Below are 25,296 nucleotides of genomic sequence, written 5' to 3'. Positions count from 1 at the left end.
GCGACTCAGGGCTGGCTCCGAGTTATCGGGGCCAGCCCATTTTGATGTTCGATGAGCCGAGTTGGCGTCTCTCACAAAAGTAACTAGAAGCTAGCGAGGCCTATCCGAACTGCCCTCATTGGCGGTATCTTTTTCGAGCCCCGTGCGGCGGGCGCTGTAGGTGACGAGGCCGGCGCCGGCTGCGGCGAGTGCTGCAGCGGCTGCCGTAAGGGGAGCGTTGACATCGCCCGTGCCCGCAAGCGCGCCCGCTTTTCCGGAGCGCTTGTTATTGCCGTGGTCCTTGCCGCTGCCAGAGCTGCTGCCGCCACCGGAGCTGCCTCCCGTGCCGGAACCGCCGCCGCTCGAGCCGCCATCGCCGTCCACGGTCATCGGGGCGTCGTGAAGTCCTGTCGTATCCGCGCTGTCGCATACGCCGACCTGAACTTCTGAGCGTTCGCATGACGCGTCGGGCACATGAAGCTCGTGCAGTACGGCACCCAGTGCCGAGTTCGCGCCCGGTCGAATTTCCTCGAGCGTTACGGGATCGAGCGCCACCAGATTACGCGCCTTCGCATACAGCGTTACGCGTTTGCCTACTTCGTCGCTCCAGCTCTCGGGGATGGCGAAGCTCATGCGGAACTGTGCCGTGCAACCCGGTGCCAGCACGGCGTTGCCGTTGTCGGCTACCAGCGGGTGCGTTGCAAAACGTGCGTCCAGCGTCTCGAGCGCGTACTTCACGTGTGCCATGTCGTTGGCCGAAGCGTCCTCGGCAAGCTCTGGATCGTAGATTGAAGCCATGCGTGCGTTCAGTCCGAATCCGATGGAAGCGCTGGAGAACGGCTGGCTGGAGCCCTCTCGGTACAGATCGATCGTGCCGGCGGTCAGCAAGGTGTTGCCGTCGTTTCGCACCGTGACCATGAAGGATTCGCCTGCTGCTCCGGGCACCACCGCGCCCGAGGTGGCGACCGCGCCTGTCGGCGTCGCGCATGCCACCAAGGGTACTTCGATGCCGTGCAGCTCTGCCTCGCTCTTCTCCGCGCTCACAATGTGCGTGGCGAGCGCGGAGAGCATGCCTCCCGACGTAAAAAATGTCGTTATCTGATCGACGGGATGGTCCAGCTCGCACATCACGAACGGCTCCGTGAACAGATCGCCTGCCAAGGTGCTGGCGAAGATGCGGAAGTGCTTGCCCATTACTGCTACCGGGTTGCCTTCTTCGTCGTAGGTTTGTCCCACCTTGCCATCGGTATTCTCTACATAGAGCACGCACCTGCCGTTGTTGCTTACGCTAAACGATGCCGGGCCACAGCCTGCGGCGCCCACGGGCTGCGTTGCAAATGCCGATGCGCTTCGCGTCCAAGTAATATGCTGCAGCTGTTCGTTGACGGTTGCCAAAAAGCCCGAATGTTGTGGCCACGGCACCGCACGGGGTACCGTGGCGTCTGGTGGCATAACGCCCCAGCCCGCAATGGACTGGCCGATCACGGCATACGATGCGCAGCCGCAACCGTCTGCAGTCTCGTACGCAACGGGCACCACCATTTTGCCGTTGATATTTACGGGCTCGCCCAGCTCGATACTCGACGGTGCTTGTGGAAAGCGGAGAACTTGGCGGAACGTCAGGCTATCGCCCGAAACGTCCGGCCACAGGGTAAAGCACTCCAGCGCAACCTCGGCCTCGCTGCCGAGCGCCTTTTCTGCGGTGGTTCCGCGGCGGTGGAGGTAGGCACCCGACAGACGTCCGTCGACCAGCGTCTTGCCCACCGTGATGCGCGGGCACTGCAGGCAATGGTAGCCATCCTCTTGCAGGCGGCCGCGCGAAATGCTGCGCCATGACGTATGCGACACCACGCGAACTCCGCCGTTGCTTATGCGCAGGCGCACAACGGACAGTATGCCGGATGTGCTCGCCGCATCGAAAAGGGTGTTGTCGCCGTCGCGGCGCTCGCCCGAGACCAGCAACACGTAGGCGTCCTGGTTTCCTCTTCCGTCCGTATATTCCACCACGTCGAAGTCGTAATCGTATATTCCGTCGCGCTCCACGTCGTTCTCGCCAAACCCAAGGGGAAAGTCCACGGGCATGGGGGCGGACCACGTGCCGTTTGCCTTTGTGTGCACCACCAGGCGCGAGCGGCCATTGTCGCCGTAGCGCACCGAGGCGATACGGAACAGGCATTCTACGCCGGCAATCATTGCCAGCTTCATGTGGGCTTCGCTGAGCACGCCAGTAAACAGCACGTTGTCGCTCGAGGGCTTGATGCCGCCACGCTCGTCCTCCGATACACCAGCAGAATTGGTGTTGGGGTATGCAACGGCGTTCGCCGCCTGCCTGATATGGGTGTACTCATACATCGGCGCGGCGTTTTCGTCGTTGTCTATCAGTGCGTGGACGAAATGCTCGACCTGTCCCGTGTCGTCGCTTTCTGCATCCGCCTCGAGCTCAATGCACGTGACCGCTTGATCCCAATCGCGCACGACAGGCGCGACGTTTACGGCAGTGGCCTTAACCTCGGCGCGTGCGAGCAGCTCGGCGTTGGTGACGATGGTGGCCGATGCGATAAATTGCGGCACGCCGCCCGCCTTGATGTTGCCGGGCGTGCCGAAGCGGGCATCCAACGTGTAAGGCGTATCTCCACCCAATGCGAGCTCAGAGCGCTGGAGCACATACTGGTTGCCATTGTTCACCGACATATTCCACGAATCGAGGAGTGTGGGCCACGACCCCGACCAAGCCTTGGTGGTCCACTTGAACATTACGAACTGGAGTATCACATCGACATCGACGTCTGCACCTACGCGCAGTCGCGGAAGCTGGTGTCCATCTGCCTTCTCGTACCCAATGAACAGCGTGAGGGATGCGGCGCCGCGCACGGCAGACGAAGCGACGCCTGCAACGCCGGCGCCAAAGGTGACGGCAAGCCCGATCTGGATGGTGAATGAGCCCGAGGTGTTTGAAAAGTCGAGCGAAATGTTTTTAAAAAACGCCGCGCCGCTGCCGTGCGTGTGGGCACCCACGGCGAGCGCCAGCTTCGCCAGCACCCAGGGGTTGACGTTTAGGAAAAACGGCACCGGTCCTAGGGTAAACTGCTCGGTCCAATTGAGGTCGGTTCTTACCTGGAAGAGGGCCTTAATATTGCCGTATGCGGGGTCGTTGTTGTTACCCCAGGTTTTGCCCACCCAATCGTAGGCGAGCGAGCCGTACAGCTGTGTGGCGATATCCATCGTGAACAGCAGCGTGCAATGGTGGCGAAGGAGCTTGGTGTTTCTTGGATCGGTGCCCGAACCGGCACTCATGCTTTTGTACTGATTCCACTTCCCCTCCATCTCGTCGAGGTAGCGGTTTGCTTGCTTGGTGCCCGACTCGCGCGGTGACTTCTTCCAGTACTCCGGATCCGGATTGCCCGAATCGTTCATGTAGCCGACCGGCTTGTATCCTCCGCCAAACAGCACGTATCCGGCAAACGAGAAATCGAACAAAATGGGGAACGAGGGCATCCAGCACGTAAACTTATTGCCGCCGATGCCGGGAAACGCCGCCGGGAAATCAAACGGAGTGATCTCTTGGTCCATGGTAGTGGGGACGATAGTGGTCGATCCGGATTCCGCCTTTGCCGCCGGCGCGGTAACAACGGCCATAGGGGATGAGAGCGTGTAGGTTTTGCCCTGGTAGTCGAGGACAAAGCGCAGCTTGCACCCTTCTTCCAGAAGGTTTGACGCTGCATCGAGGAACTTGTCTTCGAGCGTGAACGTCGCCAGATTATTCGTGCCCGATGCGCTGGCCTTGATCTGACCGATCTGCGTGACGGTTTCGGGTGAGCTGCCCGCGGCAGGCGTCACTTTGTTGATGTGCAGCGTTGCCTGTCCACCCTGCGGCAGATGCGCCTGCACGGTAAAGGCGTGCGTGTCGGGTTGGTCGTTTCCGGCGTCGTCCTTCGGCAGTGCCATAAACGTGGCGTCGGCGTACTGGATGTCCCATTCGTCGAATGTGAGCTGGCGGAAGTACGGCTCGCCGTCGGAAAGCGGACGCGTGGGCGCGGTTATGGCGGTGCCGCCCTGGATACGCGCAAGGGGAATCTCGACATCACGGTAGCCCGCCATGCTAATGGAGATGCCGCCGTTAAAGTCGTACGCGTCGAGAAGCGTCTCCTCGTCCACGTAGCCTTCCGAAAGCGGTGCGACCTCAAAGATGGCGGCGCCTTCGTCATCGGTCGTGGCGGCGAGCTGCTTGCCTGCGGCATAGCGCGATGTGAGCGTGACCTGAGCACCCGTGATGGGCATATTCTTGTTGGCGACGTCGACCACGACCACACCGAACATGGTGCGCGAGAGCACCAGGACCTTGAAGGGGTCTTCTTCGTCGGCATAGGCCGCGGTGGGCGCGAACGGCAGCAGGAAGGCATTTTCGCTTCCCGGCACGCGCGGCAACATAATGCTCGCCAGCGAGGATGCTCCGGCAACAAGTAACGAACGGCGATCAAGCATCTTTGGCTCCCATCCCGCAGGTATCGGTGGAAATAATCCAATTTTGCGAGAAGTCGCCCCGTGGCGGTAGTGCCGTTCAAGGGTCAAAATGTCCAAATTAATCGAGCGAAGCGTCGGGCCCCCGGAGCGCTTTCGTTACGCCGGGCAGCCCAGTCGCTAACGCAACATATGCGCGACCAGTTCGGCGCGTGTGCCGATGCCAAGCTTTGCGTATACGCCGGATAGGCGGTTTTTGACGGTGCCCGGTGATACTCCCATATGGCGTGCGATTTCGGCGTTGGTCCACCCACGACAGGCGAGCATGGCCATGGTGAATTCCGTGGTCGTTAGATCGTCGGCCACGTCCTCGCCCGAATCGGGGTTGTGGATGCGCCGCCAACCGTAGCTGAATCGATACGTGATCTCGATGATGCGCGCGAAGTCGTCAGGATATTGCGTTTTTAGGCACGTCTCGATGAGCCCCTGTAAAAGGCCGTGGTGCTCGCCAATGAGCTCGATAAGGCCGTCGGGGCGCGCAATGTTCCAAGCAACTCCGAAGTGCGCTTTTGCGGCGTCGATGTCCTTGAGGCTCATGCATGCCATGGAAGCTGCCAGGTGCAGGAACACTTCCGAGATGGGATAGCTTCCCTGTTTCATGATCAGGGCATTTTCCGCCATGCCCAGGCTGCGGCCATATTCGCCGCGCAGATACAGGGCATGCGCCATCACGTAGCTGGCGAACAGGCGCAGACCTTCGGGCAGATGCGCCGCAAGCGGATAAAACTCTTCGGCGGAATACGGGGAAGGCAAGTGCAGCAGGACGCTCGCGGCCGAGGCGAACAGGATATGCGTGGCGTGGACGGCGGGCGATTCCTCGTCAGTTGGCGTTTCGAGGATGCCCGCAAGGCAACGGCGAGCATCGGCGATACGGTTGAGCGACAGACTGGCGTATCCGCAGATAAGGCATGCGGAATAGCGCAGTGCGGGATCGGTGGCGTCAAGATAGGGGCGTGCTGTCTCGGCGGCGAGCGTGGCCTGTCCGCGAAAGTACAGTGCTTCTGCCGTGGCGATGGTGCGTGAATCGGGGTCGGAAATGCCTGCAACCGCAGCGTCAATCTGGCCCGGCACAAAGGCAGTGCACATCAACGGCATGGGAATGCGCGGGTGGCCATCGCAGTCCATCTTCCATCTCCCATCAGGTGGCAACAATGCAGCAATTGTACTCCTGTTGCTCGGGACCCCTTTCGTTTTACTGCTCGGTTAACGCTGCGGATCGTTTTGGAAGGCTTACGAGCATGGTAGTCCCGTTCTCGGAACTTGTTTCGACCTCTACCGTGCCACCGTGAAGTGCTGCAATCTCCCAAACAAGCGCTAGCCCGAGTCCTGCGCCGCCGTATGCCCTGCTGCGGGATTTGTCTAGACGAAAGAACGGCTGGAAGATGCTCTCTCGGTACTGCTTGGGTATTCCCGGGCCCTCATCTTTGACTCGCAGGAGCACGTGGCTGTCGCTGTCGCTGATGGAGACATTGACAGTCGAGCCGGAGCGACTGTAACGGATGGCGTTTTCGGCCAGGTTGAACAGCAACCGATAGAGGAGCGTGTCGCTCCCGATTACTAAAGCGTCTCCAGCACAGTTGAGGGCTATGCTCCTATTTTCGGCAAGTGGCGCAAGGTCAGTGAGGACCTCTTCGGACAAGGGACCGAGTTCAACATCGTCCTCGCAAGGAATGCTGCGGAGCTCACTCATCTCAAGCAATACCTTGGTCATTCGAGACATGCGCTCGGTTTGTTCTTGTAGCAGGCCGAGCAGCTCGGCTGTTTCGGGTTGCAAACCGGAGTGCTCGGAGATGAATAGTTCAATCTGTGCTTGCATAAGGGCGAGCGGGGTGCGCAGCTCGTGTGCGGCGTTGCCGGTAAACTGACGCTGTGCAGAGAATCCTTCGCCAAGACGGGCGATCATGTCGTTGAAAGAGGCGCTGCATCGTTGTAGCTCGGTGGGCACATCTTCACTGAGTCTGATTTCGCTTAGGTTGTCAGGCTGCACGCGCTCTACCTGGGCGGCGAAATCCCGTAGCGGTTTGAGTGCACGGCCGCTCACAAAGTATGCCAGCACGCCGCCAAGGAGTGTGACTCCAGCCGTGATGTACCAGGCTGTCGTGCCAAAAGACTCCTGTGCGTCGTTTACGACGATCGTGACCCTGTCATCGGGGACCGCTTTCGTTGGGTCGAACGCCTGGGGCGAATCTTCGCCGGTTGCGTTAAAGGCCGAGATGTTACTGCCGATGGCATCCATGTAGCGCATGCCCGTATAGCCGACCAGGCAGTTCGTCAGCACGCATGCTGCACACGTGAGCAGTGCCGTCACAATCGTTATGCGCCATTGCAGCGAAAGCCTTTTCATTCGCTATCCTCCATAACGTAGCCCTCTCCAATCCGATTACGAATCGGGTCGTATCCCAAAGCGCTGCGCAGCTTTTTGCGGAGTGACGAGATGTGAACGCGGGTTGCGTTGCTAAAGCTGTTCACGCTGTTATCCCAAACGTGCTCGATAAGCTCCTCTTGACTTACCGGACGCCCCTGATTAAGCATCAGGTATTCCAAGATTCCCGTTTCCTTGCGCGTAAGAGATAAAGCCTCGCTGTCCACGGAAGCGATGCGCGCCTTGGTGTCAAAGCTGAGCTTTCCGCAGGTTAAAACTACGTCGCTTTGTGTAAAGCGTCTTAGGGTAAGGCTGCGAATCCTTGCCGCAAGCTCGTCCAGATGAAACGGCTTGGTGAGGTAATCGTTGGCGCCGGCATCGAGTCCGGCGACTTTATCGGATACTTCGCCACGTGCGGACAGAATCAGCACTTTGGTCTCGCAGTCAGTTTTCCTAAGTTCCCTGAGTACGGTCATGCCGTCGATACGGGGAAGGTTGAGGTCGAGTACCACGAGGTCGAAGGCCTCAACGTCCAGCAGGTCGAGCGCCTCCTGCCCGTCGTGACAGCAGTCGACGCTGTACGCCAAGTTTCGCAAGCTGCGCGCGATTGCGTCACACAGCGCCTGCTCGTCCTCGACGATCAAAATACGCATAACAGTCTCCTTGCACATTTCAAATCGCGCTTAACACGGATTTTATAGTCGATATGGTCCAATAGGTCGCGTGACGAAAGGAGTGGTCAAGTTGTTCAAAGCGATAAAACCTGTAATGCAGGTTGCGTTGCTGATCGTCGGTGTGGCCATGGTGTGCTTTGGCGTTATGCGTGGCGAGGCGGATGCCGTGCTGGCCAAGGCGATTAGGCTGTGCTTGGAGTGTATCGGAATTGGATAAAAGAAAAAACACCGTGTCGCATGTTTTGGCCAGAATTCGCGGATTCATTCAGGCGGCGGCAACGCTCATCACCAACATTCACCTGCCAAACTTTGCTAAAGGCGGCATCTATCAGGGCGCGGGAAAAACAGTCTGCGTACCCGGGCTTAACTGCTATTCGTGCCCCGCGGCATCGGGTGCGTGCCCCATCGGGTCGTTCCAGTCGGTGGTGGGTTCATCTAAGTTCAACTTCTCCTACTACGTTACCGGTACGCTCATTTTGCTCGGCGTGCTGCTGGGACGCTTTGTATGCGGCTTTCTGTGCCCGTTTGGCTGGCTTCAGGAGCTGCTTCATAAGATTCCCGGCAAAAAGTTCTCCACGAAAAAGCTCAAGCCGCTCACGTACATCAAGTACGTCGTGCTGTTGTTTGCCGTGGTGCTGCTGCCCGTCTTGGTGGTTAACGACGTGGGCATGGGCGACCCGTTCTTTTGTAAGTACATCTGTCCGCAGGGTGTGCTCGAGGGCGCCATTCCTCTGGCCATTGCCAATGCCGGCATTCGATCTGCGTTGGGACAGCTCTTTACTTGGAAACTTGCCGTTCTCATTGCCGTGGTAGTGCTGAGCGTTTTGTTCTACCGCCCCTTCTGCAAATGGATTTGTCCACTCGGCGCATTCTATGCGCTCATGAATAGGGTGTCCCTACTGGGGATTCGGGTTGACGCATGCAAATGTGTCTCGTGCGGCAAGTGCTCAAAGGCTTGTCAGATGGACGTTGATGTGGTCCGCGCGCCCAATCATGCCGAATGCATCCGGTGCGGAAAGTGCATCGGGGCCTGTCCCGTCGATGCCATCAGCTATCGCTATGGCCTGGATGTGCCGGCGGAAAAGCTTCCCTTGCCCGCCGATAAAAAGTAAACAAGCTTCGACAAAACGGAGGAATGACTATGAAGCTTTCTAAGATTGCGGCCCTGTTTATGGTGCCGGTGCTGGCCTTGTGTCTTGTGGCGTGCTCGGCACCTGGCGGCAATGCGAGCGAATCTGCGAGCTCCGATCCTAAGATCGCAGAACTCACTGCGCAGAAGCCGGCCAATGCCGACGAGGCCGCCGAGCTGTATGCGAAGCTCATGCAGAAGGAGAACGAGATCTTTTCGAGTGATAACGCGCTGTGGGAAAAGGTATTCAATGCGGCAAATAAAGACTCGGCAATGATTGAGGACGGCAGCAATTACGGCGATTTCCTGCTCAAGACCATCGACGGCGCCAAGGATGAGTTTACGGCGGATGAGCTCAAGACGCTCAAGGCCGGTGCACAGCAGATCAAGGAGATCGAGGACAAGCTCGAGAGCCTGGAGAAGGAGTTCCCCGGCTGTGGAAGCACGCCGAGTGCAGGCGAGAGCGTCGACGCTTCGACCGCTGGCATGACGGCTGGTGCCAATGCTTCGAGCGAGGCGACGAAGTTCCCCAGCTTTACGGGCAAGGACCTGGATGGCAACGACGTGAACAGCGACGAGCTGTTCTCTAAGAACAAGGTCACCGTCATGAACTTCTGGTTCACTACTTGCAAGCCGTGCGTGGGCGAGCTGGGCGATCTTGAGAAGCTGAATCAGGAGCTTGCCGAGAAGGGCGGCCAGGTCGTGGGCGTCAATTCCTTTACGCTCGATGGCAACAAGGGCGAGATCGCAGATGCCAAGGACGTGCTGAGCAAGAAGGGCGTGACATATAAGAACATCTGGTTCAAGTCGGATAGCGAGGTCGGTAAGTTTACGTCAAATTTGTTCTCGTTCCCGACAACGTATGTCATCGATCAGAATGGCAACATCGTAGGGGATCCAATCGTGGGAGCCATCAGCTCCGCTGAGCAGCGCGCAGCGCTCGACAAGCTTATCGACCAGGCGATTGCGAATAGCGAGCAGTAGAAAACGCGTAAAGCATGGCGAGGATCGCGCGCCGCTGTGCGGAGTAGTCCGCTGCCTTTCAAGATAATCTCCACCATACAGAGGTCCCGCTCGGGACCTCTTCTTTTGGGCGTCGTCCCGTTCGTTTTTTGGCGCGGTTCCCTACATTCCTCACTGGCTCCGGCAAAAAATGGGGATAGAGTAGGACAAACGCGTCGAATACGAACGGCGGGGGAGAGCGGGCAAGTGCGTCCGCGTGGGAGAGGTTGCCGTCCATGTTGGAGCTCAAAGGTATTTGCAAAAGGTACGTCACACAGTCGTTTACGCAGGTGGCGCTCGATAACGTGAGCCTGGCTTTTCGCGATAACGAGTTCGTGGCCATTCTGGGTCCCTCGGGCTCGGGCAAAACCACAATGCTCAACGTTATCGGTGGGCTGGACCACTTTGATTCCGGTGACCTGTTGATTGACGGTATTTCGACCAAGGACTTCCGTGACCGCGATTGGGATGCCTATCGCAACAACCGCATCGGCTTTGTGTTCCAAAGCTATAACCTCATTCCGCATCAGACCATTTTGGAAAACGTGGAGCTGGCGCTCACGCTCACGGGCGTGGGGCATGCCGAGCGCCGCCAGCGTGCGCGCGAGGCGTTGGAGAAAGTCGGCTTGGGCGAGCACGTTAACAAGCGCCCGAGCCAGCTATCGGGCGGACAGATGCAGCGCGTGGCCATCGCCCGCGCCCTGATTAACGATCCCGAGATTGTGCTGGCAGACGAGCCGACCGGCGCCTTGGATTCCACAACGTCCGTGCAGGTCATGGACTTGCTCAAGGACGTGGCGCGCGACCGTCTGGTTATTATGGTCACGCACAATCCCGAGCTGGCGTACCAATACGCCACGCGCATCGTCAACCTGGCGGACGGCAAGATCACCGACGATTCCGATCCTTTCGATGTCGCTGACGCCACGCGCCGCGAGGCAAAGCCTACGCGCAAAACCTCGATGAGCTTTGTGACGGCGCTGGGGCTTTCTGCCCGCAACCTCATGACCAAAAAAGGCCGCACGGCCATGACTGCTTTTGCGGGCTCGATTGGCATTATCGGCATCGCGGCGATTCTGGCGCTGTCCAACGGCGTAAACGGCTACATCAAAAAGGTCGAGGAGGATACGCTCTCGAGCTACCCGCTCACCATTTCCAAGCAGGATTACGACCTGTCGTCCATGATGGGCGGACAGGGGGCCACGGATGACGAGGCGTCCAACGGCGAGGATTCGTCCGACGACGGTACCGACGGCAAGGCTCAGGGAACCGATAAGATTCCCGTGGTCACGGCCGTAAAGGATATGTTTGCGAGCGTTAAGTCCAACGACATGACAAGCTTTAAGGCATGGCTTGACGACGGCGGCGATGGTATCGACAAAGAGGTCAACGCCATCCAGTATGGCTACGGTGTATCGCCGGTTGTCTATCGTGCCGGCAAGGGCGATGAGAAGCCTGTCCGGCTGGTGCCCAACGCCATGACCGAGGCCATGAGCGGAGGCGCGAGCTCGGCGGCAACGGTGAGCATGGAATCCATGGGAACCTCGGTCTTTAACGAGATGATTGAAGACCAGAGCCTGCTCGACAGCCAGTACGATGTCGTCGCCGGTCATTGGCCCACGACCGCAAACGAAGCCGTGATGGTGCTTTCGAGCCGCGGTACGGTGGGCGACTATACGCTCTACAGCATCGGTGCGCTGGATATCGATGAGCTCAACGATCTGGTAAACAGTGCCATGACGGCCGACGGTAAGATCGAGACGCCCGAGACCGGCACCGACTTTACCTACGATGATGCGTTGTCCACGACGTTTAAGGTGCTGTCGCCGGCCGATGCCTATCGCAAAAACGAAGAGACCGGCATGTGGACCGACATGTCTGGCGACGCCGACTTTATGGCCGCCAAGGTTGCCGATGGTATTGACGTGCGCATTGTGGGCGTGGTGCGACCTAACGAGACAGCCAATGCGAGTGCGTTGTCTCCGGGCATTGCCTATACGCATGCACTGACTCGCCAGCTTATGGAGCGCGCCGCCGTTTCGCAGATTGTGCAAGAGCAGCTTGCGCATCCCGAGACGGATGTCTTTACGGGCAAGTCTTTCGATGAACTGCAGAGTGAGGCCAAGCAAGGCGTGGATCTGGGCAGCATGTTCAGTGTGGACGAGGCGGCGCTCAAGAGCGCGTTCTCGTTTGATGCGTCTGCACTCTCGGGTGCGGCCGGCGGTATGGACCTGTCGGGTCTTGACTTGTCCGGGCTGGACATTGACCTTTCGGACGTTGGCAAGGATATCGACTTCAGTGACATCATGGCAAAAGCACCGGCCCCAGATTTCTCGGGCATCTTTGACGGTCTGGAGCTCACACCCGAGCAAATGCAGCAGGTGGGAACGCTTGCCAACCAACTGTTTGAGGGCTTTTTGCGGTCTGATCAGTTTAGGGCGCTGTCACCCGAAGATCTTAAAGACGCGTCAAAGCTCGCTGCCGCATTCTCGACGTATCTTGAGAATGATGCCGCAGCCCAGCAATACCTGGCTCAGCTCAAGGCGCTCGGCGGCGATGCCCTGGCCGAGCGCCTGCAGCAGACGATGACCGACTATGTGCAAAAGCAGCTGGCTCCGTATCTGCAGCAGGCTATGGATCAGGTGATGAAGGCAATCAGCGAGCAGATAGCGTCGACGGTATCGTCCCAGCTCAAGGCGGGCGCGGCAGGGCTCATGGACCAGATGGCGACGCAGATGTCTTCGAGTTTTGCCAACCTGGCGAGCGCCATGCACGTGGATGCGAGTGCCTTTGCTCGTGCCATCCATTTCAACATGGACGCCGAGGACCTGAGTTCGCTCATGATGAGCTATGCCAAGGCATCGAAGCTCACCTACGACAACAATCTGACCACGTTGGGCTATGCGGATGAGGCAGACCCCATCTCGGTTAAGATTTTCCCGCGCGACTTTGAGGCCAAGGAGCGCGTGCTCGATCACATCGATGCGTACAACAAGCAGGTCAAAGCCGCTGGCCACGATGAGCAGGCAATCTCGTACACCGACTACATGGGCATCATCATGGGCTCGGTGACCGATATCGTGAACACCATCAGCTTGGTGCTCATTGCGTTTGTGAGCATTAGTCTAGTGGTGAGTTCCATCATGATCGGCATCATCACCTACATCAGCGTGCTGGAACGCAAAAAGGAGATTGGCATCCTGCGCGCGATCGGCGCGTCGAAGCGCAACGTGGCTAACGTATTCAATGCCGAGACCTTTATCGAGGGCCTCATCGCCGGCGTCTTTGCCATTGTCGTGGTAGTACTCGTGAGCTTCCCGGTCAATGCCTGGGCGCTTGCGGCCAAACAGGTCCCCAACCTGATGAGCCTGCCCGTGCAGGATGCGCTGGTGCTCATTGCGATTTCGGTGCTGCTGACGGTTGTCGCTGGCCTGCTGCCGGCCCGCAGCGCGTCCAGGAAGGATCCCGTGGAGGCCCTGCGCTCTGAATAATGTGACAAGGGACGGTCCCTTTGTCACATTGAGCGGCTTGTGAATTCGAGGCCTAATACTTTTCCGAGAAGTGAACGAGTCAAAATGGACCCCCGAAGTATCGACACTTTTAAGATGCAATTTCCTGCGGTTTTGGCGTCAGAAAATGTCGATGCTTCGGGGGTCAAAAAACGGTCGTTCACTTCTTGGAAAAGTATTAGACCTCGAGATATAGACGGCGTTTGCGAGCGGAAATTAGAGCGTAAGCCTTTAGTTCTTCTTTGCAGAGAGCATGAGCCTAATCTCCGGACGGGTGTACTTGTCGAACTCTTCTTTGGGCTTGGTGTCAAAGGTGTAGTACGACTTGATAGATTCGTCCTCCGTCTTGATGCTGATTTCTTCATATAGGGATCCGGCTAAAAATGCTTGCTTAAATTCATCCGACAGGCTGCATGGCGCGAGGAGGCCCGGCGTGGCAACAGAAATGTCTAGCCTGTTGAGCGGGGCGCAGAGCGTCGCGATGTCCTGCTCGGCGCGAGCGAGGTTGTCTGCAAGACTTGCCTCGGGGTCGATCTGACTGGTGTAATCGACGTCCGTGAGCATGCCATCTGCATCGAAAGAAAGGTAGACATAGGCTACTTGAGCGCCGAGGTCATTATCGCGCAGATAGCCGATTATGCGGTAGCCGTAGTCGTGATACGACTCGTATGGGTCGTCTGTTGCGACGCGTTCGCACACGGGCTCCAAGGCATCTTGCGCGATGGCGAGCTGCTCGGCGGCTGCAGCCTTTCTTACCTGAAGCTCGTTATTCCCCTGGACAAACTGCGGGATGTAGACGCCAAGCAGCACAATGGCGGGCGCCACTGCGAGAGCTATGATCTGCTTCTTGACGCTTGGAATCGTCACGTCGTATGCGGCCGCCATGGCCTCGGCATTGCTCGAGGTTTCGGCTAGCACGTCCGCCGCGGTGGCAACTGCCCCTACGGCGCCGGCAATCTCTGCGGCGCCGCCCAGGTTGCGTGCGAGATCGTTGTCACTGTTCTTGAGCAGGCGGCCGGCAGCTTGCGTGGCGAGCACACCGGCGACCTCCGCGGAACGGTCTTTGTTGGTTTGGGCCACCGCAAGCCTGCTCTGCAGCTCCTTCCACTGTTTGCCCTGCATTCCAAAGCGCGGCGCAAGAGCGCAATAGCAAAAGATGGCGAGTTCGATTGCGGTGAGTGCGATGGCGGTATATATGCCCGCGGGTTGGAATTCCTTTTGGTGGAACGCGATATCGTTGATCATTTGGAGTGGCAACATCAGCAGGCATGCTACGAACGACATGACGAGTGCGGTCGCTGCGATTTTGGGGTATGTGCAGTACCGCCGGATGCGTTTCTTTTCTTGTTCGGTGAGCTGCTGCATGGGGCCTCGGCTCTCATCGTTATTCGGGGGCGATGCGCGCATGCTCTTGAGTATAGATGAGTGAAGGACGTCTGTTGTTCATATAGCGGTCAACAGCGTGCTGTTGGTGATCGTTTGATCGCGAACGTCGTCTTTTGGAGCATGAAGCCGCTGCCGATGCCCACAAACAGCAAATCGAAGGTGAATGGTTTCCCGAGAAGTGAACGACCTAATTTGGACCCCTGAAGCATTCGCACTTTTGGATGCAAAAACCGTAGGATTTGAGCGACAAAACCGCAGGAAATGCCTCTCCAAAAGTGTCGATGCTTCGGGGGTCCGATTTCACTCGTTCACTTCGCGGAAAACCATTCGCCTTCGTTGCGTGAGGCGACGGATGGAAGGGTGATTATCGTCAAGCTGCTACCTCTGCCTTGTGAATCATCTGGAGCACAAGGCATAATGCATGTGACAAAGGGGCGGTCCCTTTGCCGCATTGATCTGAGAGCAGATGTTGATGATTCTTTCGCTTGCCCCCATGGAGGGGATTACCGGGCATGTGTTCCGTCGCGTGCATGCGGAGTGCTTCGGCGCGCTCGATTGCTATTACACGCCGTTTTTGCCGCCGCCGCGGGTGGGAAACCGCTTTGGCGGCAAGGCGTTTAAGGAGATCGATCCTGCCAATAACCAGGGGCTCAACGTAGTGCCTCAGCTGATGTCCAAGAACGCGGACGAGTTTGTGTGGGCGGCACAGGTACTCGCCGACATGGGATATCGCGAGGTCAATCTCAACTTGGGTTGCCCCTCGGGGACGGTTGTTGCCAAGGGCAAAGGATCGGGCTTTTTGCGCAACTTGGACGAGCTTGAGGTGTTCTTGAGTGACGTGTGTGAGCGCTCTCCGCTGCCGGTATCGGTCAAGACCAGGTTGGGGTTGGAGAGCGACGACGAATACGAGCGCGTACTCGATCTATATTGCCGCATGCCGCTGGCAGAGCTGATCGTGCATCCTCGCGTACAAAAGGACCGCTATACGGGCACGCCGCGCAAGGAGTTTTATGGCGAGACGCTGGAGCGCGCGCCGTTTCCGGTGGCATACAACGGTGACATTTTTGATCTTGAGGACATGGGTGCGCTGGTGGAGGCCTATCCCGGCACACGTCATGTGATGCTGGGGCGTGGCTTGCTCGCGAACCCAGCTCTGGCTCGCATGGTCAACGGCGGTCCCGCTGCCACGGCAGCCGAACTGCAGCGCTTCCACGACACGCTGTTTGCGGCCTATGCAGAAGAGATCGGCGGCAACGCGGTCTTTCGTATGAAGGAGTGGTGGTTCTACGCCAAGTGCGCTTTCGCCGACCCCGCTACCGTTCACAAGCTCGTACGTAAGACTAAAAAGGTTGACGAATACCGCGCCGCCGTCGAGCGCGTCTATCGCGAGCAGCCACTTGCACCCATAGCCCGCTTCCACGGCTAGTTAGTCGTTGGGGACGTTCTTTAACGACTAGTCATTTAAGAACGTCCCCAACGACTACCCGTGCCGAACCCATACAAAAACTGTACGCCAACATCCAAAGATGTCGAAAAATGTCGACTTTGGATGCTGGCGTACATGTTTGGGTCGGCGGGGGAGTGGAGTCTAGGCAATCATTGCATCGAGCGTGATGAGCTCTCTGAGTCGCTCCGTGCGTGTTTGCCCATGGCGCTTTGCTTTTGCGTCAAACGCATCAAGAACAGACTCACCCACACGTGCCGATAAAACAACGCTTGGCTCATCGGAGATCGACGGCCTTCCCAGCTTGATGGTGCGACCCTTCGGTCACTCATCTTTTTCGTATGCCTCCGCGGCTTTCTCCAACTCTCCGGGGGCAAACCCCATCATCTTTTCGAGCTGCTTAGCGTCCATAGCGCCTCCTATCGATTGGCATAATGTCGAGCGCTGGTTCTCGGAATCTATTTTTGTATACAGTTTTGTAGACAAAAATACAAGCAGTTTATCAAGCTAATTAGCTTGTGTTGACTAGTTTTTCCGATAGGAAATGAGCGTCGATGGCTTCGATATTTCTTCATTTTTCAGTTTGGAACATGAGCGCTCATTGAACTTGCAGGGGGGCACTTTAACAAACTATCGAGATTCTGGCCAGGAGCTTTCACTGGTCTTCGGTGGTGAGACCAGCTTAATTCGCGACACAGTGTGTCGCGAATTGGAGTAGTCGCTGAGTGTTCTTTAACGATTAGTCATTCAAGAAGAGAACGTCTAAGTGCCGGATTTGTCATTTTGAGTCGTCTCTAACGACTATTCAGGAGGGCTGTGTGCAAAAAAGGCAAATATGAGTACTGCTGCCATTATGGTTGCATTTATTCTGCTCAAAAATGAGACCCCTGATGAGATTTAATACCATTAGGAGTCTCTTTTATTGAACATATGCGGAGAAATAACGACGTCTGCGGACGCTTGGGGCGTTGGATGATCCCTGAAATGATTAAAATCGCTGTTACTAAACAAGTAACAGTACTCATATTTGCCATTTTTTGAACACTGTCCTCTAAGGAACCCTTTCCAGAGACGTCAGGCGGCCTCAAACAACCATAATCCAAAGGCCATCTCAAACAACTAGTCATTTAAGAACGTCCCCAATGACTACCTCTGCAAAAAACTGTACACCAGCATCCAAAGATGTCGAAAAATGTCGACTTTGGATGCTGGTGTACATGCTTAGACCGTATGGGGTGGGGCCTTGGACGGACGGGATGCGCGTGCTAGAGCAGGTTCTTCTGTACCCATGCGATGATGTCGCTCGACTCGTAGAGCGGCTTGCCGTCGATGAACAGGCAGGGAACCTGGCGTTTTCCGCCGACGGCGATGAGCGTCTGCTCGGCATCGGGGTCGGTCGAGATGTTGCGCTCAGGGATGGTCACGCCGTTATCGGCCAAAAAGCGCTTGACCTTTATGCAATACGGGCAGCCGGTCATAACGTACAGAGCGAGCTCGTGATCAGTAGCCATAGGTCTCCAATCGGTTGAGGTTTTGATTGAAATACCCAAAGCTGCCGCGGTCTATGCGCGCGTCAACGACGACTCGATGGCCTGCACCAGAAACGCCGTGGCTCCGGTGCCGCAGGGCTTGTCGTAGTAGTCAACAAAGCGCTGGTCGGCAAGATAGCCGTGGGCGAGGCCCAGGTACGCCTCGTCTTGGGGCTCGCATCCCCAGTTGAGAGCAATCCAGCGACGATGCATCGCGACAAGCTTACGAGCCTCGTTGCTCTCTGGGTCGCCAATGCCCATGGCAATCGAAAGCTGGCCCAGAACAGCGCGTTCAAGTTCCTTCATGTCGTTCCATGTCTCGGGGTCCATGTCCAGCAGCGTTTCGTTTGCCGCATCGATGGCCTCATCGCCATAGCGCGCCCGCGCTTCGGCGCCGTAGCGCTCCTCGTTTTCCTGCACGGTGCGCCAGCGCTCCAGTTGCGGCAGGACGGCGCCCATGAGCGAGACAGCTTCGTCGAGCGACATACCGGTGTTTTGTGCCAGGCGCGGGGCACAATCCTCAATCATTGCCTCCATGGTGGTCTCGTAGGTGTACTTGCCGCGGTCGTAGCACCACTTGCAGTAATGATTGGTCGCGGTGCCCGTGGCATCGGTGCCGCAGTCGTCGGGCGTGAGTATCATGCCGCAGCTCTGGCAATAGTGCTCGGGCATTTCGAGCAGGTGGGACAGCGGTTCTCCGGTTACGGCGGCGATGAGCTTCATCATGTCGATGCCCGGGGTGACCTCGCCGCGCTCCCAGCGGCTGATGGCCTGGCGTGTGACGAAGAGCTTAGCGGCAAGCTGCTCTTGGGTAAGGTGATGGGCGCGACGGACAGCAATGAGCTTTTCTGCAAAGGCCATAGCGGCTCCTTTCTGCTGGTTGATGGCTTAAGCATACGCGGCAGCAGGTGCCCTTCCAAGCAACCGTTGGTTGCATGACGGGGGACCGCGGCGAAGAATTGCGCGCAACGCCCCACACCTTCATGCCGTACAATGGCCGGCATGGAACCTATTGCACACATACATACCGACCTGCCGCAGAAGTTCGGCATTCCGCGCAACAGCTTTTTGGCGCCCCATCTGCAGGGACGCATCGTCTTTAAGCCGGAATTTGCCTCCAATGCAGCGGTTGAGGGCCTAGACTCCTTCTCTCACCTGTGGCTGCTGTGGCGCTTCGAAAACGGAACGCCCGGCGGCACGGCTAAGGATATTGCCGTCGACGCTAAAACGCAGGACAGGTCCGGAACCAACGCAAAATGGTCGAAAACCGTGCGCCCGCCGCGTCTGGGCGGAGCCGAGCGCGTGGGCGTCTTTGCCACGCGCAGTCCGTTTCGCCCTAATCCCATCGGTCTCACCTGCGTTAAGCTCGACCGCGTGGAGCTTACCGACGATGGCCCCATCATCCATGTGCTGGGGGCCGATCTGCGCGACGGCACGCCCATCTACGACATTAAGCCCTACATTCCGTTTGCGGACTGTCACCCGGATGCGACCGGCGGCTGGATTGAGGATGCTCCGTGGCAAGAGCTCGACATCGAGTTCCCGCAGACGCTGCAGGATATGGTCCCGCCCACAAAGCTCCCCGGCCTGGTCGAGGTCCTGCGCCAAGACCCGCGCCGCGCAGGCAGCAAGCACGAGCCGAACCGCGTCTATCATCTGGCCTTCGCCGGGCTCGACATATCGTTTACGGTCGATGAAACCCAGCTAACCGTAGTTGCCGTCAACGACGCGCGAGACTAACCGGCCATTCGTCCGCACCCGTCAAATTAAGCGCCAAACCCCATGCCAAAACCGCCCACGCTGGTGGACAATAACGCCTATCGAAACAGTCTACTTTGCACGGGAGCTCAGCATGAAATACGACTTCAGCTCGCTAATCGATCGCCACGGCATGGACTCCATCGCCGTTGACTCCTGGGGCGAGATCCCCGGTATGGCTCCGAACGCACCCGACGAGGGCTACGACCGCATTCCCATGTGGGTGGCCGACATGAACTTTGCCACGGTGCCCACGGTCCAGGAGCACATCATTCAGCGCGCCCAGCACCCCATGTTTGGCTATTTCAATCCGCGCCCCGAGTACTTCGACCGCATCATCGAATGGCAGAGGCGCCGCAATGGCGTTGAGGGCTTGGCACCGGAGCATATCGGCTACGAAAACGGCGTGCTGGGCGGCGTCGTGTCGACGTTGCGCGCGTATGTCCAGCCGGGCGATGCGGTGCTGGTCCACAGCCCCACCTACATTGGCTTTACCAAGTCTATCGAAGCCGCGGGCTATCGCATTGTCCACAGCCCGCTTAAACTCGACGACCAGGGCGTGTGGCGTATGGACTTTGAGGACATGGAGTGCAAACTCGCCCAAAACCACATCCATGCCGCGGTGTTCTGCTCGCCGCACAATCCCTGCGGCCGCGTATGGGAGCGCGACGAAATCGAGCGCGCCATGGACATCTATCGCCAGCACGATTGCGTGGTGATTTCGGACGAGATTTGGTCCGATATCATCCTGCCGGGGCACAAGCACATCCCGACGCAGTCGGTGAGCGAGGATGCCCGCATGCGCACGGTTGCCCTCTATGCGCCGAGCAAGACGTTTAACCTGGCGGGCCTTGTCGGCAGCTACCACATTGTCTACAACGAGACGCTGCGTGACCGCATCTGCGCCGTGTCCAACAAGACCCACTACAACGAGATGAATGTCCTCTCCATGCATGCGCTTATCGGTGCCTACCAGCCGCAGGGCTATGAGTGGGTGGACGAGCTCAACCAGGTGCTTGCCGGCAATATCGAGTGCTTCTGCGATTACGTGGACGGGCATTTTGAGGGCGTGTCCTATTCGCGTCCGCAGGGCACGTACATGGTGTTTCTGGACTGCACCGAGTGGTGTCGCGAGCATGGCCGCGATATTCAGTGGCTGCTCGACGAGGGGGCGCGCGTGGGCGTGGGATATCAGGACGGCCGCCCGTTCCACGGGCCCTGCCACATTCGCGTGAATCTGGCGCTGCCGCTTTCGCGCGTAAAGGAAGCGTGCGACCGCCTGGACCGCTACGTTTTTAATGCACGGTAAGTGAGCACTGCATGCGGGGCCTTCTGCCAAGCCGGCTGGAAGGTCCCGCATGGTAAAACGTCTGTAACCATTGGGCGCAGACCTGCTGCGGAGGTTTATTTTTCTTGAATCTGCTTGCCGCAAAGATGCTCAATCGTAATCTCGTAGAGCTGGACGCCCTTAATGTCCTTGGCGATTTCCTCTTCGACTTTTTCGGCAGAAGGGTAGTACTTAAGCGCGAGCTGGCGAACTTTATCCTCGATAAACGCGGGGGTGTCATTCGCCAGGCGACAACGGCCAAAGACTACGGTACTCATAACGTAGGGAGCCCAGTCACCGTCCTTGTACCACTCGTTGCCGTAAACGGTAAAGCAGACCTTGTCATCGCGCTTGAGTGCGTCGACCTTGTGGCCAGCCTTGGCGCCATGGAAATAAATCTTGTCGTGCTCGGCGTCAAAGAAGTAGTTGACGGGAATGGCGTACGGGTAGCCATCGTCGCCGTTGACGGCAAAGACGCCGCGCTTGCAGGTAGCGAGCAGTTCGCGCGCTTCCTCGTCAGTGATGGCGCGTTTCTTTCGACGTAAGGGCCTAAACATCGTTGGTTTCCTTTCTGGTCGTGCGTGGTGGTTGAGCACAAACTATAGCGAAACGGATCCGTTTTTCTTGATGCGGGCGAGTATGTTTTTGAGCTTGTTAAAGTCGAGCGGTTTGGACAGATGGGCGTTCATGCCGGCATCGTGTGCCGCCTTGGCGTCCTCGGCAAAGGCGTTGGCGGTGAGCGCGATGATGGGGATATCGGCTGCATCGACCTTCTCGCTCAGACGAATCGCGCGGGTTGCCTCATAGCCGTCCATGCCCGGCATCATGATGTCCATCAGAATCGCATCGAAGCTGCCGGCGGGATGTGACAGGTACAGATCGACGACTTCGTTGCCATTGGCGGCGCAGGTGACCACGACGCCCTCGGATTCTAGCAGCGTCTGGGCAATCTCGGCATTCAATTCGTTGTCTTCGGCGAGCAACACGTTCATGTCGGCGAGCGAGCAGTCGAGCACCCTCTCGACCGTATCTGCCCGCGCCTGAGGGTTCTTGTCGATATCGAGCGGAATCTGGACGTTGAACGTACTCCCCACGCCAACCTCACTCGAAATCTCAATCGTACCGCCCATCAGTTCAATAAGCGACTTGACGATTGGCATGCCCATGCCGGTTCCTTGGAACTTGCTGCGCGCATCGTCACCTTCTTGGGCAAACGGCTCATAGATATGCTTTAAAAACTTGGGAGTCATGCCAATGCCGGTATCCGAAACGCTAAAGCAAAAGAGCGCGCGCCCGTTATCGAGTGGCTTGGTCTTTGAGCTAAAGGTGACGGAGCCGCCGTGCTTGTTGTACTTAATGCTGTTGTCTAATAGGTTGATCATGATCTGTCGGATATGGGTGGGACTGCCGATCATGTATGGCCCCGTGGCGTACGGCAGACTATTGTCCTGCATGGTGATGCCGTTACTGGACGCGCGGAGCTTGCACAGCACCAGCGTATTATCACAGAGCTCTTTGAGGTTAAAAGGCGTATGCTCCAGTGTTAGCTTGCGGTCTTCGATTTTGCCCATCTCGAGGATGTCGTTGATCAGCGAGAGCAGGTGATTGGCGGCAACGCGCGCCTTGGCACGGCTCTCGCGGGCGACCTGGATATCGCCTTCCTTCAATTCCTCGATCTCGATAAGGCCCAGGATACCGTTGAGCGGCGTTCGGATGTCGTGGCTCATGCGCGTGAGGAATGCCGTCTTAGCGGCGTTGGCAGCATCGGCTTTCTGCTGTTCTTTCTGCGCGCGGTGAAGCGACCAGACAAGGATGACGATGCCGGTGAGCAAAATGCAGATGACGACTGCCGCAATGACGATGCGGTTGCGGTAGAGAAGTCGAAACGCATCCGATTCTTGCGCCGAGTACGATGTGGGGGAATAACTGCTTGCAGAGAGCGATTCGCCAGCATTGACGATGCCCTTATTAATGATTCCCAACAGCACGGGCTTGCCGCGCGAAATCAAACACGATAGCTGTGCCGTGTCGGTGAGCTCCTGTGTTTGGAAATCCTCGATATCGTAGGTGTCGCGGATGGTTTTCAAGCGCGTGCTGGGGACAATGATGCAACTTGCCTCCCCCTTATTGAGGGCTTCGCGTGCCTCGTTGTCATTCGGATGCTCGGTTACCTTTGCGTCGGGGAATAGGTTTTCGAGCTCAAAACGGTTGACGATCGCGTCTGCTGTGCAAGCGATGTTCTTAAGGTCACTGTTCAGGTTGCTGCTGCTGTGAATGGCGGCTAGGGAAACCGTTCCCATCGGGTTTGACAGGATGACCCCTGCCTGCTCGGCAAGCCAGTAGTCGCGAAACAACGGTAGGGCGACATCGATGGTCCCTGTGGAAAGGGCTTTGGTCATTTGCTCGTTGTTCGAGAACGCTACTGTTGCAACCGTAATGCCAAACTTGTCGTGCAACGTCGTTGCAAGCGAGGCGAGCGACCCTTCCATTTCGCCGTCGTCATTTTGCGTGCAGTAGGGGAGTTTGTTTTTAAGATAGCCGATCGTGATGGTGTTGTCGTTTGCTTTGAGCCAGGAGCGCTCGGGGCCGGTGAGCGATGATGAGCCGCTGTTTTGGGCCGAGTAATTCGCCTTGACCTCGTCGTTATAACGTGGGTTGACGCGGGCGATTGCCGTCATGGCGGCATTGATATCGTTCATCAGGTCGGGGCGGCTTTTGGGGACGGCAAAATAGTAGTCACTCGAGCCAACGTAGAACATGGGCGACGCATCGGGTGACGAGATGGTGTCGTTCATGATGACGGCGTCGACTTCGTCGTTTGCGAGTGCGTCAAAGAGCATGGAGCCTCCGTCATACTCCCTGTATGTGCAGGTGATTCCTTCGTTGGCGAGCCACTGCTGGCCAACGAAGGTTTGCATAACACCGGAGTTGCAACCGATGGTAAGGCCCTGGAGCGCTTGGAGGTCACCCTTGGCCAGGTCGTCGCGATCGGGCTTGGCGTAGATGTAGTAGCGCTCGGTGCCCTCGGGGTTCGAGGAAAAGAGCAGCTTTTGGGTGCGTTCCTCGGAGTAGGAGATGTTGGGCATGAGGTCGATTTCGCCTGCCTCGAGCATGTCCATAAGCTCGGTGAAGGTGCCGGAGACGTATTCGTACCGCCAGCCGGGCGTGTAGTACGACAGGGTCTGGAGGTACTCGTAACCCCATCCCGATAGACGCTCGCCGGGGGTGCCGTCCTGGAAGCCCTCGTTGTTGACGAGCCAACCAACGCGGACCGTCTTGACTGGCTGGCTAGAGTCAGCGGCAAAAGCCTGGACAGGCGCGATAGAACTCAGCACGGCAAGCGCGGCGAGCACAATGGCCAGGGCGCGACATATAACTGAACGAAGGACAGTGGCAGCTCTCACATGCAATCCTAACGAATCGAGACATTACCGCATAAGGATACCAGCCCAGCCTGCCCAGGCGGCAGCTGGTAGTCATTGGGGACGTTCTTAAACGACTAGTCATTGGGGACGTTCTTGTTTGACTAGTCATTTAAGAACGTCCCCAATGACTAGTTTCGTTTGCGGGAGAGGCGTGGGACAATACCGAGCGAATGTGATTGGACGTCTGAGAAAAGGGGTCGCGATGAAAAAGCTGAGGACGCTTGCCGATGTTTTGCGCCAGGCCGGTTTCGTGCGTATCACGGGCCTGTTCCTCGTCTTCTATCTGCTGTGCTCGACGGCTGTCTGGCTGTCCGAGCCCACGACCCTCACGTTTGGCGATGGTCTCTGGTTTAGCTTTGAGACGGTCTCGACCATCGGCTTTGGCGATATCCCGGCCGAAACGCCGGTCGCTCGCGCTATTACCGTCGTCCTGAGCGTCATCAGCATCTTCTACATCGCCATGCTCACGGGTGTGGCGGTGAACTACTGCAATATGCTCATCAAGCTGCGCCAAAAGGACACCATGGCGCGCTTTATGGACGATCTGGAGCATTTGGAAGAGCTCGATCGTGACGAGCTCGCCGACCTGTCGCGCCGTGTGCGCGAATATCGCCGACGCCAACGCTAGAACGGGCGCCGCGCGTCACGACGAGGGGGACTGAATATGAATATCACGGTATACCTGGGCGCCAGCGTCGGCAATGACCCGGCGTTTCTGCCTGCGGTGCAAGAGCTGGGCAACTGGATTGGCTCCAACGGGCACGCGCTGGTATACGGCGGGTCCAAATCGGGCCTGATGGGCGCGCTCGCCGATAACGTACTCGAGGCAGGTGGACACGTGACGGGCGTTGAGCCGAGCTTTTTTATAGAGGCCGAGTTTCAGCACGACGGCATCGATGACCTCATCGTGACGAGCGATATGGCCGAGCGCAAAGCCAAGATGATTGAGCTCGGCGATGCGTTCATCGCCTTTCCCGGTGGGACGGGCACGCTCGAGGAGATTGCCGAGGCCATGTCCGCGGTGTCGTTGGGGCACCTGAGTGCTCCGTGCATCCTGTATAACCTTGACGGTTACTACAACGACCTCAAGGCGCTGCTCGGGCACATGATTGATAAGGGGCTTTCGAGCCCGAGGCGCCAGCAAGGCATCTACTTTGCCGACGATTTGCGCGAGATTGTCTCGATTATCAACGGATAAGTCTTGAGCCTGCCCCACTATGACTCCCAATAGTGCCGTTTGTGGCGCAGATGGTT

19 protein-coding genes are annotated in these 25,296 nt (G+C 57.7%); 9 read left to right on the top strand and 10 right to left on the bottom strand.

All coding sequences use genetic code 11. The features are described from left to right. Positions 1-90 precede the first annotated feature (90 nt). From ACKUUJ_RS09595 to ACKUUJ_RS09580, 4 genes are all read right to left on the bottom strand, one after another. Positions 91-4,461, bottom strand: a complete 4,371-nt coding sequence (locus ACKUUJ_RS09595; RefSeq protein ID WP_409065428.1) for a hypothetical protein — start codon at positions 4,459-4,461, stop codon at positions 91-93. Between the two features lie 156 nt (positions 4,462-4,617). Continuing rightward, positions 4,618-5,622 (bottom strand): helix-turn-helix transcriptional regulator, encoded by a 1,005-nt coding sequence (locus ACKUUJ_RS09590; RefSeq protein WP_409065427.1) that lies wholly within the window; start codon positions 5,620-5,622, stop codon positions 4,618-4,620. A gap of 67 nt (positions 5,623-5,689) precedes the next feature. After that, a complete protein-coding gene (locus tag ACKUUJ_RS09585; RefSeq protein WP_409065426.1) occupies positions 5,690-6,841 on the bottom strand; it encodes an ATP-binding protein in 1,152 nt (383 codons plus the stop codon). Further along, positions 6,838-7,512 (bottom strand): response regulator transcription factor, encoded by a 675-nt coding sequence (locus ACKUUJ_RS09580; RefSeq protein WP_409065425.1) that lies wholly within the window; start codon positions 7,510-7,512, stop codon positions 6,838-6,840. The genes ACKUUJ_RS09585 and ACKUUJ_RS09580 overlap by 4 nt, the downstream gene beginning before the upstream one ends. A 115-nt stretch (positions 7,513-7,627) precedes the next feature. Between ACKUUJ_RS09580 and ACKUUJ_RS09575 the strand changes: the two genes are divergently transcribed. The 4 genes from ACKUUJ_RS09575 (at position 7,628) to ACKUUJ_RS09560 (ending at position 13,155) form a co-directional block, all read left to right on the top strand. Next, positions 7,628-7,750, top strand: a complete 123-nt coding sequence (locus ACKUUJ_RS09575; RefSeq protein ID WP_152068672.1) for a CD1871A family CXXC motif-containing protein — start codon at positions 7,628-7,630, stop codon at positions 7,748-7,750. Next, on the top strand, positions 7,743-8,645 hold the full coding sequence (locus ACKUUJ_RS09570) for a 4Fe-4S binding protein (protein WP_409065424.1): 903 nt from the start codon (positions 7,743-7,745) through the stop codon (positions 8,643-8,645). Before ACKUUJ_RS09575 ends, ACKUUJ_RS09570 begins: the two co-directional genes overlap by 8 nt. A gap of 29 nt (positions 8,646-8,674) precedes the next feature. Further along, on the top strand, positions 8,675-9,646 hold the full coding sequence (locus tag ACKUUJ_RS09565) for a TlpA family protein disulfide reductase (RefSeq protein WP_409065423.1): 972 nt from the start codon (positions 8,675-8,677) through the stop codon (positions 9,644-9,646). 254 nt (positions 9,647-9,900) lie between these two features. After that, positions 9,901-13,155 carry an ATP-binding cassette domain-containing protein gene (locus ACKUUJ_RS09560; protein ID WP_409065422.1) on the top strand — a complete coding sequence of 1,085 codons (3,255 nt, stop codon included), beginning with the start codon at positions 9,901-9,903 and terminating at the stop codon, positions 13,153-13,155. A 249-nt stretch (positions 13,156-13,404) separates the two neighbouring features. On the opposite strand, the gene ACKUUJ_RS09555 is transcribed toward ACKUUJ_RS09560, so the two are convergent. Beyond that, positions 13,405-14,457 (bottom strand): hypothetical protein, encoded by a 1,053-nt coding sequence (locus ACKUUJ_RS09555; protein WP_409065421.1) that lies wholly within the window; start codon positions 14,455-14,457, stop codon positions 13,405-13,407. 574 nt (positions 14,458-15,031) lie between these two features. Between ACKUUJ_RS09555 and ACKUUJ_RS09550 the strand changes: the two genes are divergently transcribed. After that, entirely contained in the window at positions 15,032-15,985 is a 954-nt protein-coding gene (locus ACKUUJ_RS09550; RefSeq protein ID WP_409065420.1) for a tRNA dihydrouridine synthase, read from the top strand. 162 nt (positions 15,986-16,147) lie between these two features. Here ACKUUJ_RS09550 and ACKUUJ_RS09545 read toward each other — a convergent pair whose 3' ends face one another. The 3 genes from ACKUUJ_RS09545 to ACKUUJ_RS09535 all read right to left on the bottom strand — a co-directional run bounded on the left by ACKUUJ_RS09545 (position 16,148) and on the right by ACKUUJ_RS09535 (position 18,393). Next, positions 16,148-16,255, bottom strand: coding sequence for a hypothetical protein (locus tag ACKUUJ_RS09545; protein ID WP_409065419.1), 108 nt, complete (start codon positions 16,253-16,255; stop codon positions 16,148-16,150). 1,013 nt (positions 16,256-17,268) lie between these two features. Further along, positions 17,269-17,514 (bottom strand): glutaredoxin family protein, encoded by a 246-nt coding sequence (locus ACKUUJ_RS09540; RefSeq protein ID WP_409065418.1) that lies wholly within the window; start codon positions 17,512-17,514, stop codon positions 17,269-17,271. A 51-nt stretch (positions 17,515-17,565) separates the two neighbouring features. After that, positions 17,566-18,393 carry a TipAS antibiotic-recognition domain-containing protein gene (locus ACKUUJ_RS09535; RefSeq protein WP_409065417.1) on the bottom strand — a complete coding sequence of 276 codons (828 nt, stop codon included), beginning with the start codon at positions 18,391-18,393 and terminating at the stop codon, positions 17,566-17,568. A 141-nt stretch (positions 18,394-18,534) separates the two neighbouring features. Here ACKUUJ_RS09535 and ACKUUJ_RS09530 point away from each other — a divergent pair, with 141 nt between their 5' ends. After that, positions 18,535-19,272, top strand: a complete 738-nt coding sequence (locus tag ACKUUJ_RS09530) for a TrmO family methyltransferase (RefSeq protein WP_409065416.1) — start codon at positions 18,535-18,537, stop codon at positions 19,270-19,272. A 112-nt stretch (positions 19,273-19,384) separates the two neighbouring features. Then, complete coding sequence (locus ACKUUJ_RS09525; protein WP_409065415.1) at positions 19,385-20,599, top strand: MalY/PatB family protein; 1,215 nt, start codon at positions 19,385-19,387, stop codon at positions 20,597-20,599. Positions 20,600-20,694: 95 nt separating this feature from the next. Here ACKUUJ_RS09525 and ACKUUJ_RS09520 read toward each other — a convergent pair whose 3' ends face one another. Then, positions 20,695-21,174 (bottom strand): pyridoxamine 5'-phosphate oxidase family protein, encoded by a 480-nt coding sequence (locus ACKUUJ_RS09520; RefSeq protein ID WP_409065414.1) that lies wholly within the window; start codon positions 21,172-21,174, stop codon positions 20,695-20,697. A 42-nt stretch (positions 21,175-21,216) separates the two neighbouring features. Then, complete coding sequence (locus tag ACKUUJ_RS09515; RefSeq protein WP_409065413.1) at positions 21,217-24,021, bottom strand: ATP-binding protein; 2,805 nt, start codon at positions 24,019-24,021, stop codon at positions 21,217-21,219. A 223-nt stretch (positions 24,022-24,244) separates the two neighbouring features. Between ACKUUJ_RS09515 and ACKUUJ_RS09510 the strand changes: the two genes are divergently transcribed. Both ACKUUJ_RS09510 and ACKUUJ_RS09505 read left to right on the top strand, forming a co-directional pair. After that, positions 24,245-24,670, top strand: a complete 426-nt coding sequence (locus ACKUUJ_RS09510; protein ID WP_409065412.1) for a potassium channel family protein — start codon at positions 24,245-24,247, stop codon at positions 24,668-24,670. A gap of 36 nt (positions 24,671-24,706) precedes the next feature. After that, entirely contained in the window at positions 24,707-25,240 is a 534-nt protein-coding gene (locus ACKUUJ_RS09505; protein ID WP_409065411.1) for a TIGR00730 family Rossman fold protein, read from the top strand. The last annotated feature ends 56 nt before the right edge of the window (positions 25,241-25,296 follow it).

This window comes from Collinsella sp. wc0583 (assembly GCF_046116915.1).
In the GTDB taxonomy this organism is placed as follows: domain Bacteria; phylum Actinomycetota; class Coriobacteriia; order Coriobacteriales; family Coriobacteriaceae; genus Collinsella.
The sequence above is the reverse complement of the archived record's forward strand: the minus strand, read 5'-3'. Positions and strand labels throughout refer to the sequence as shown.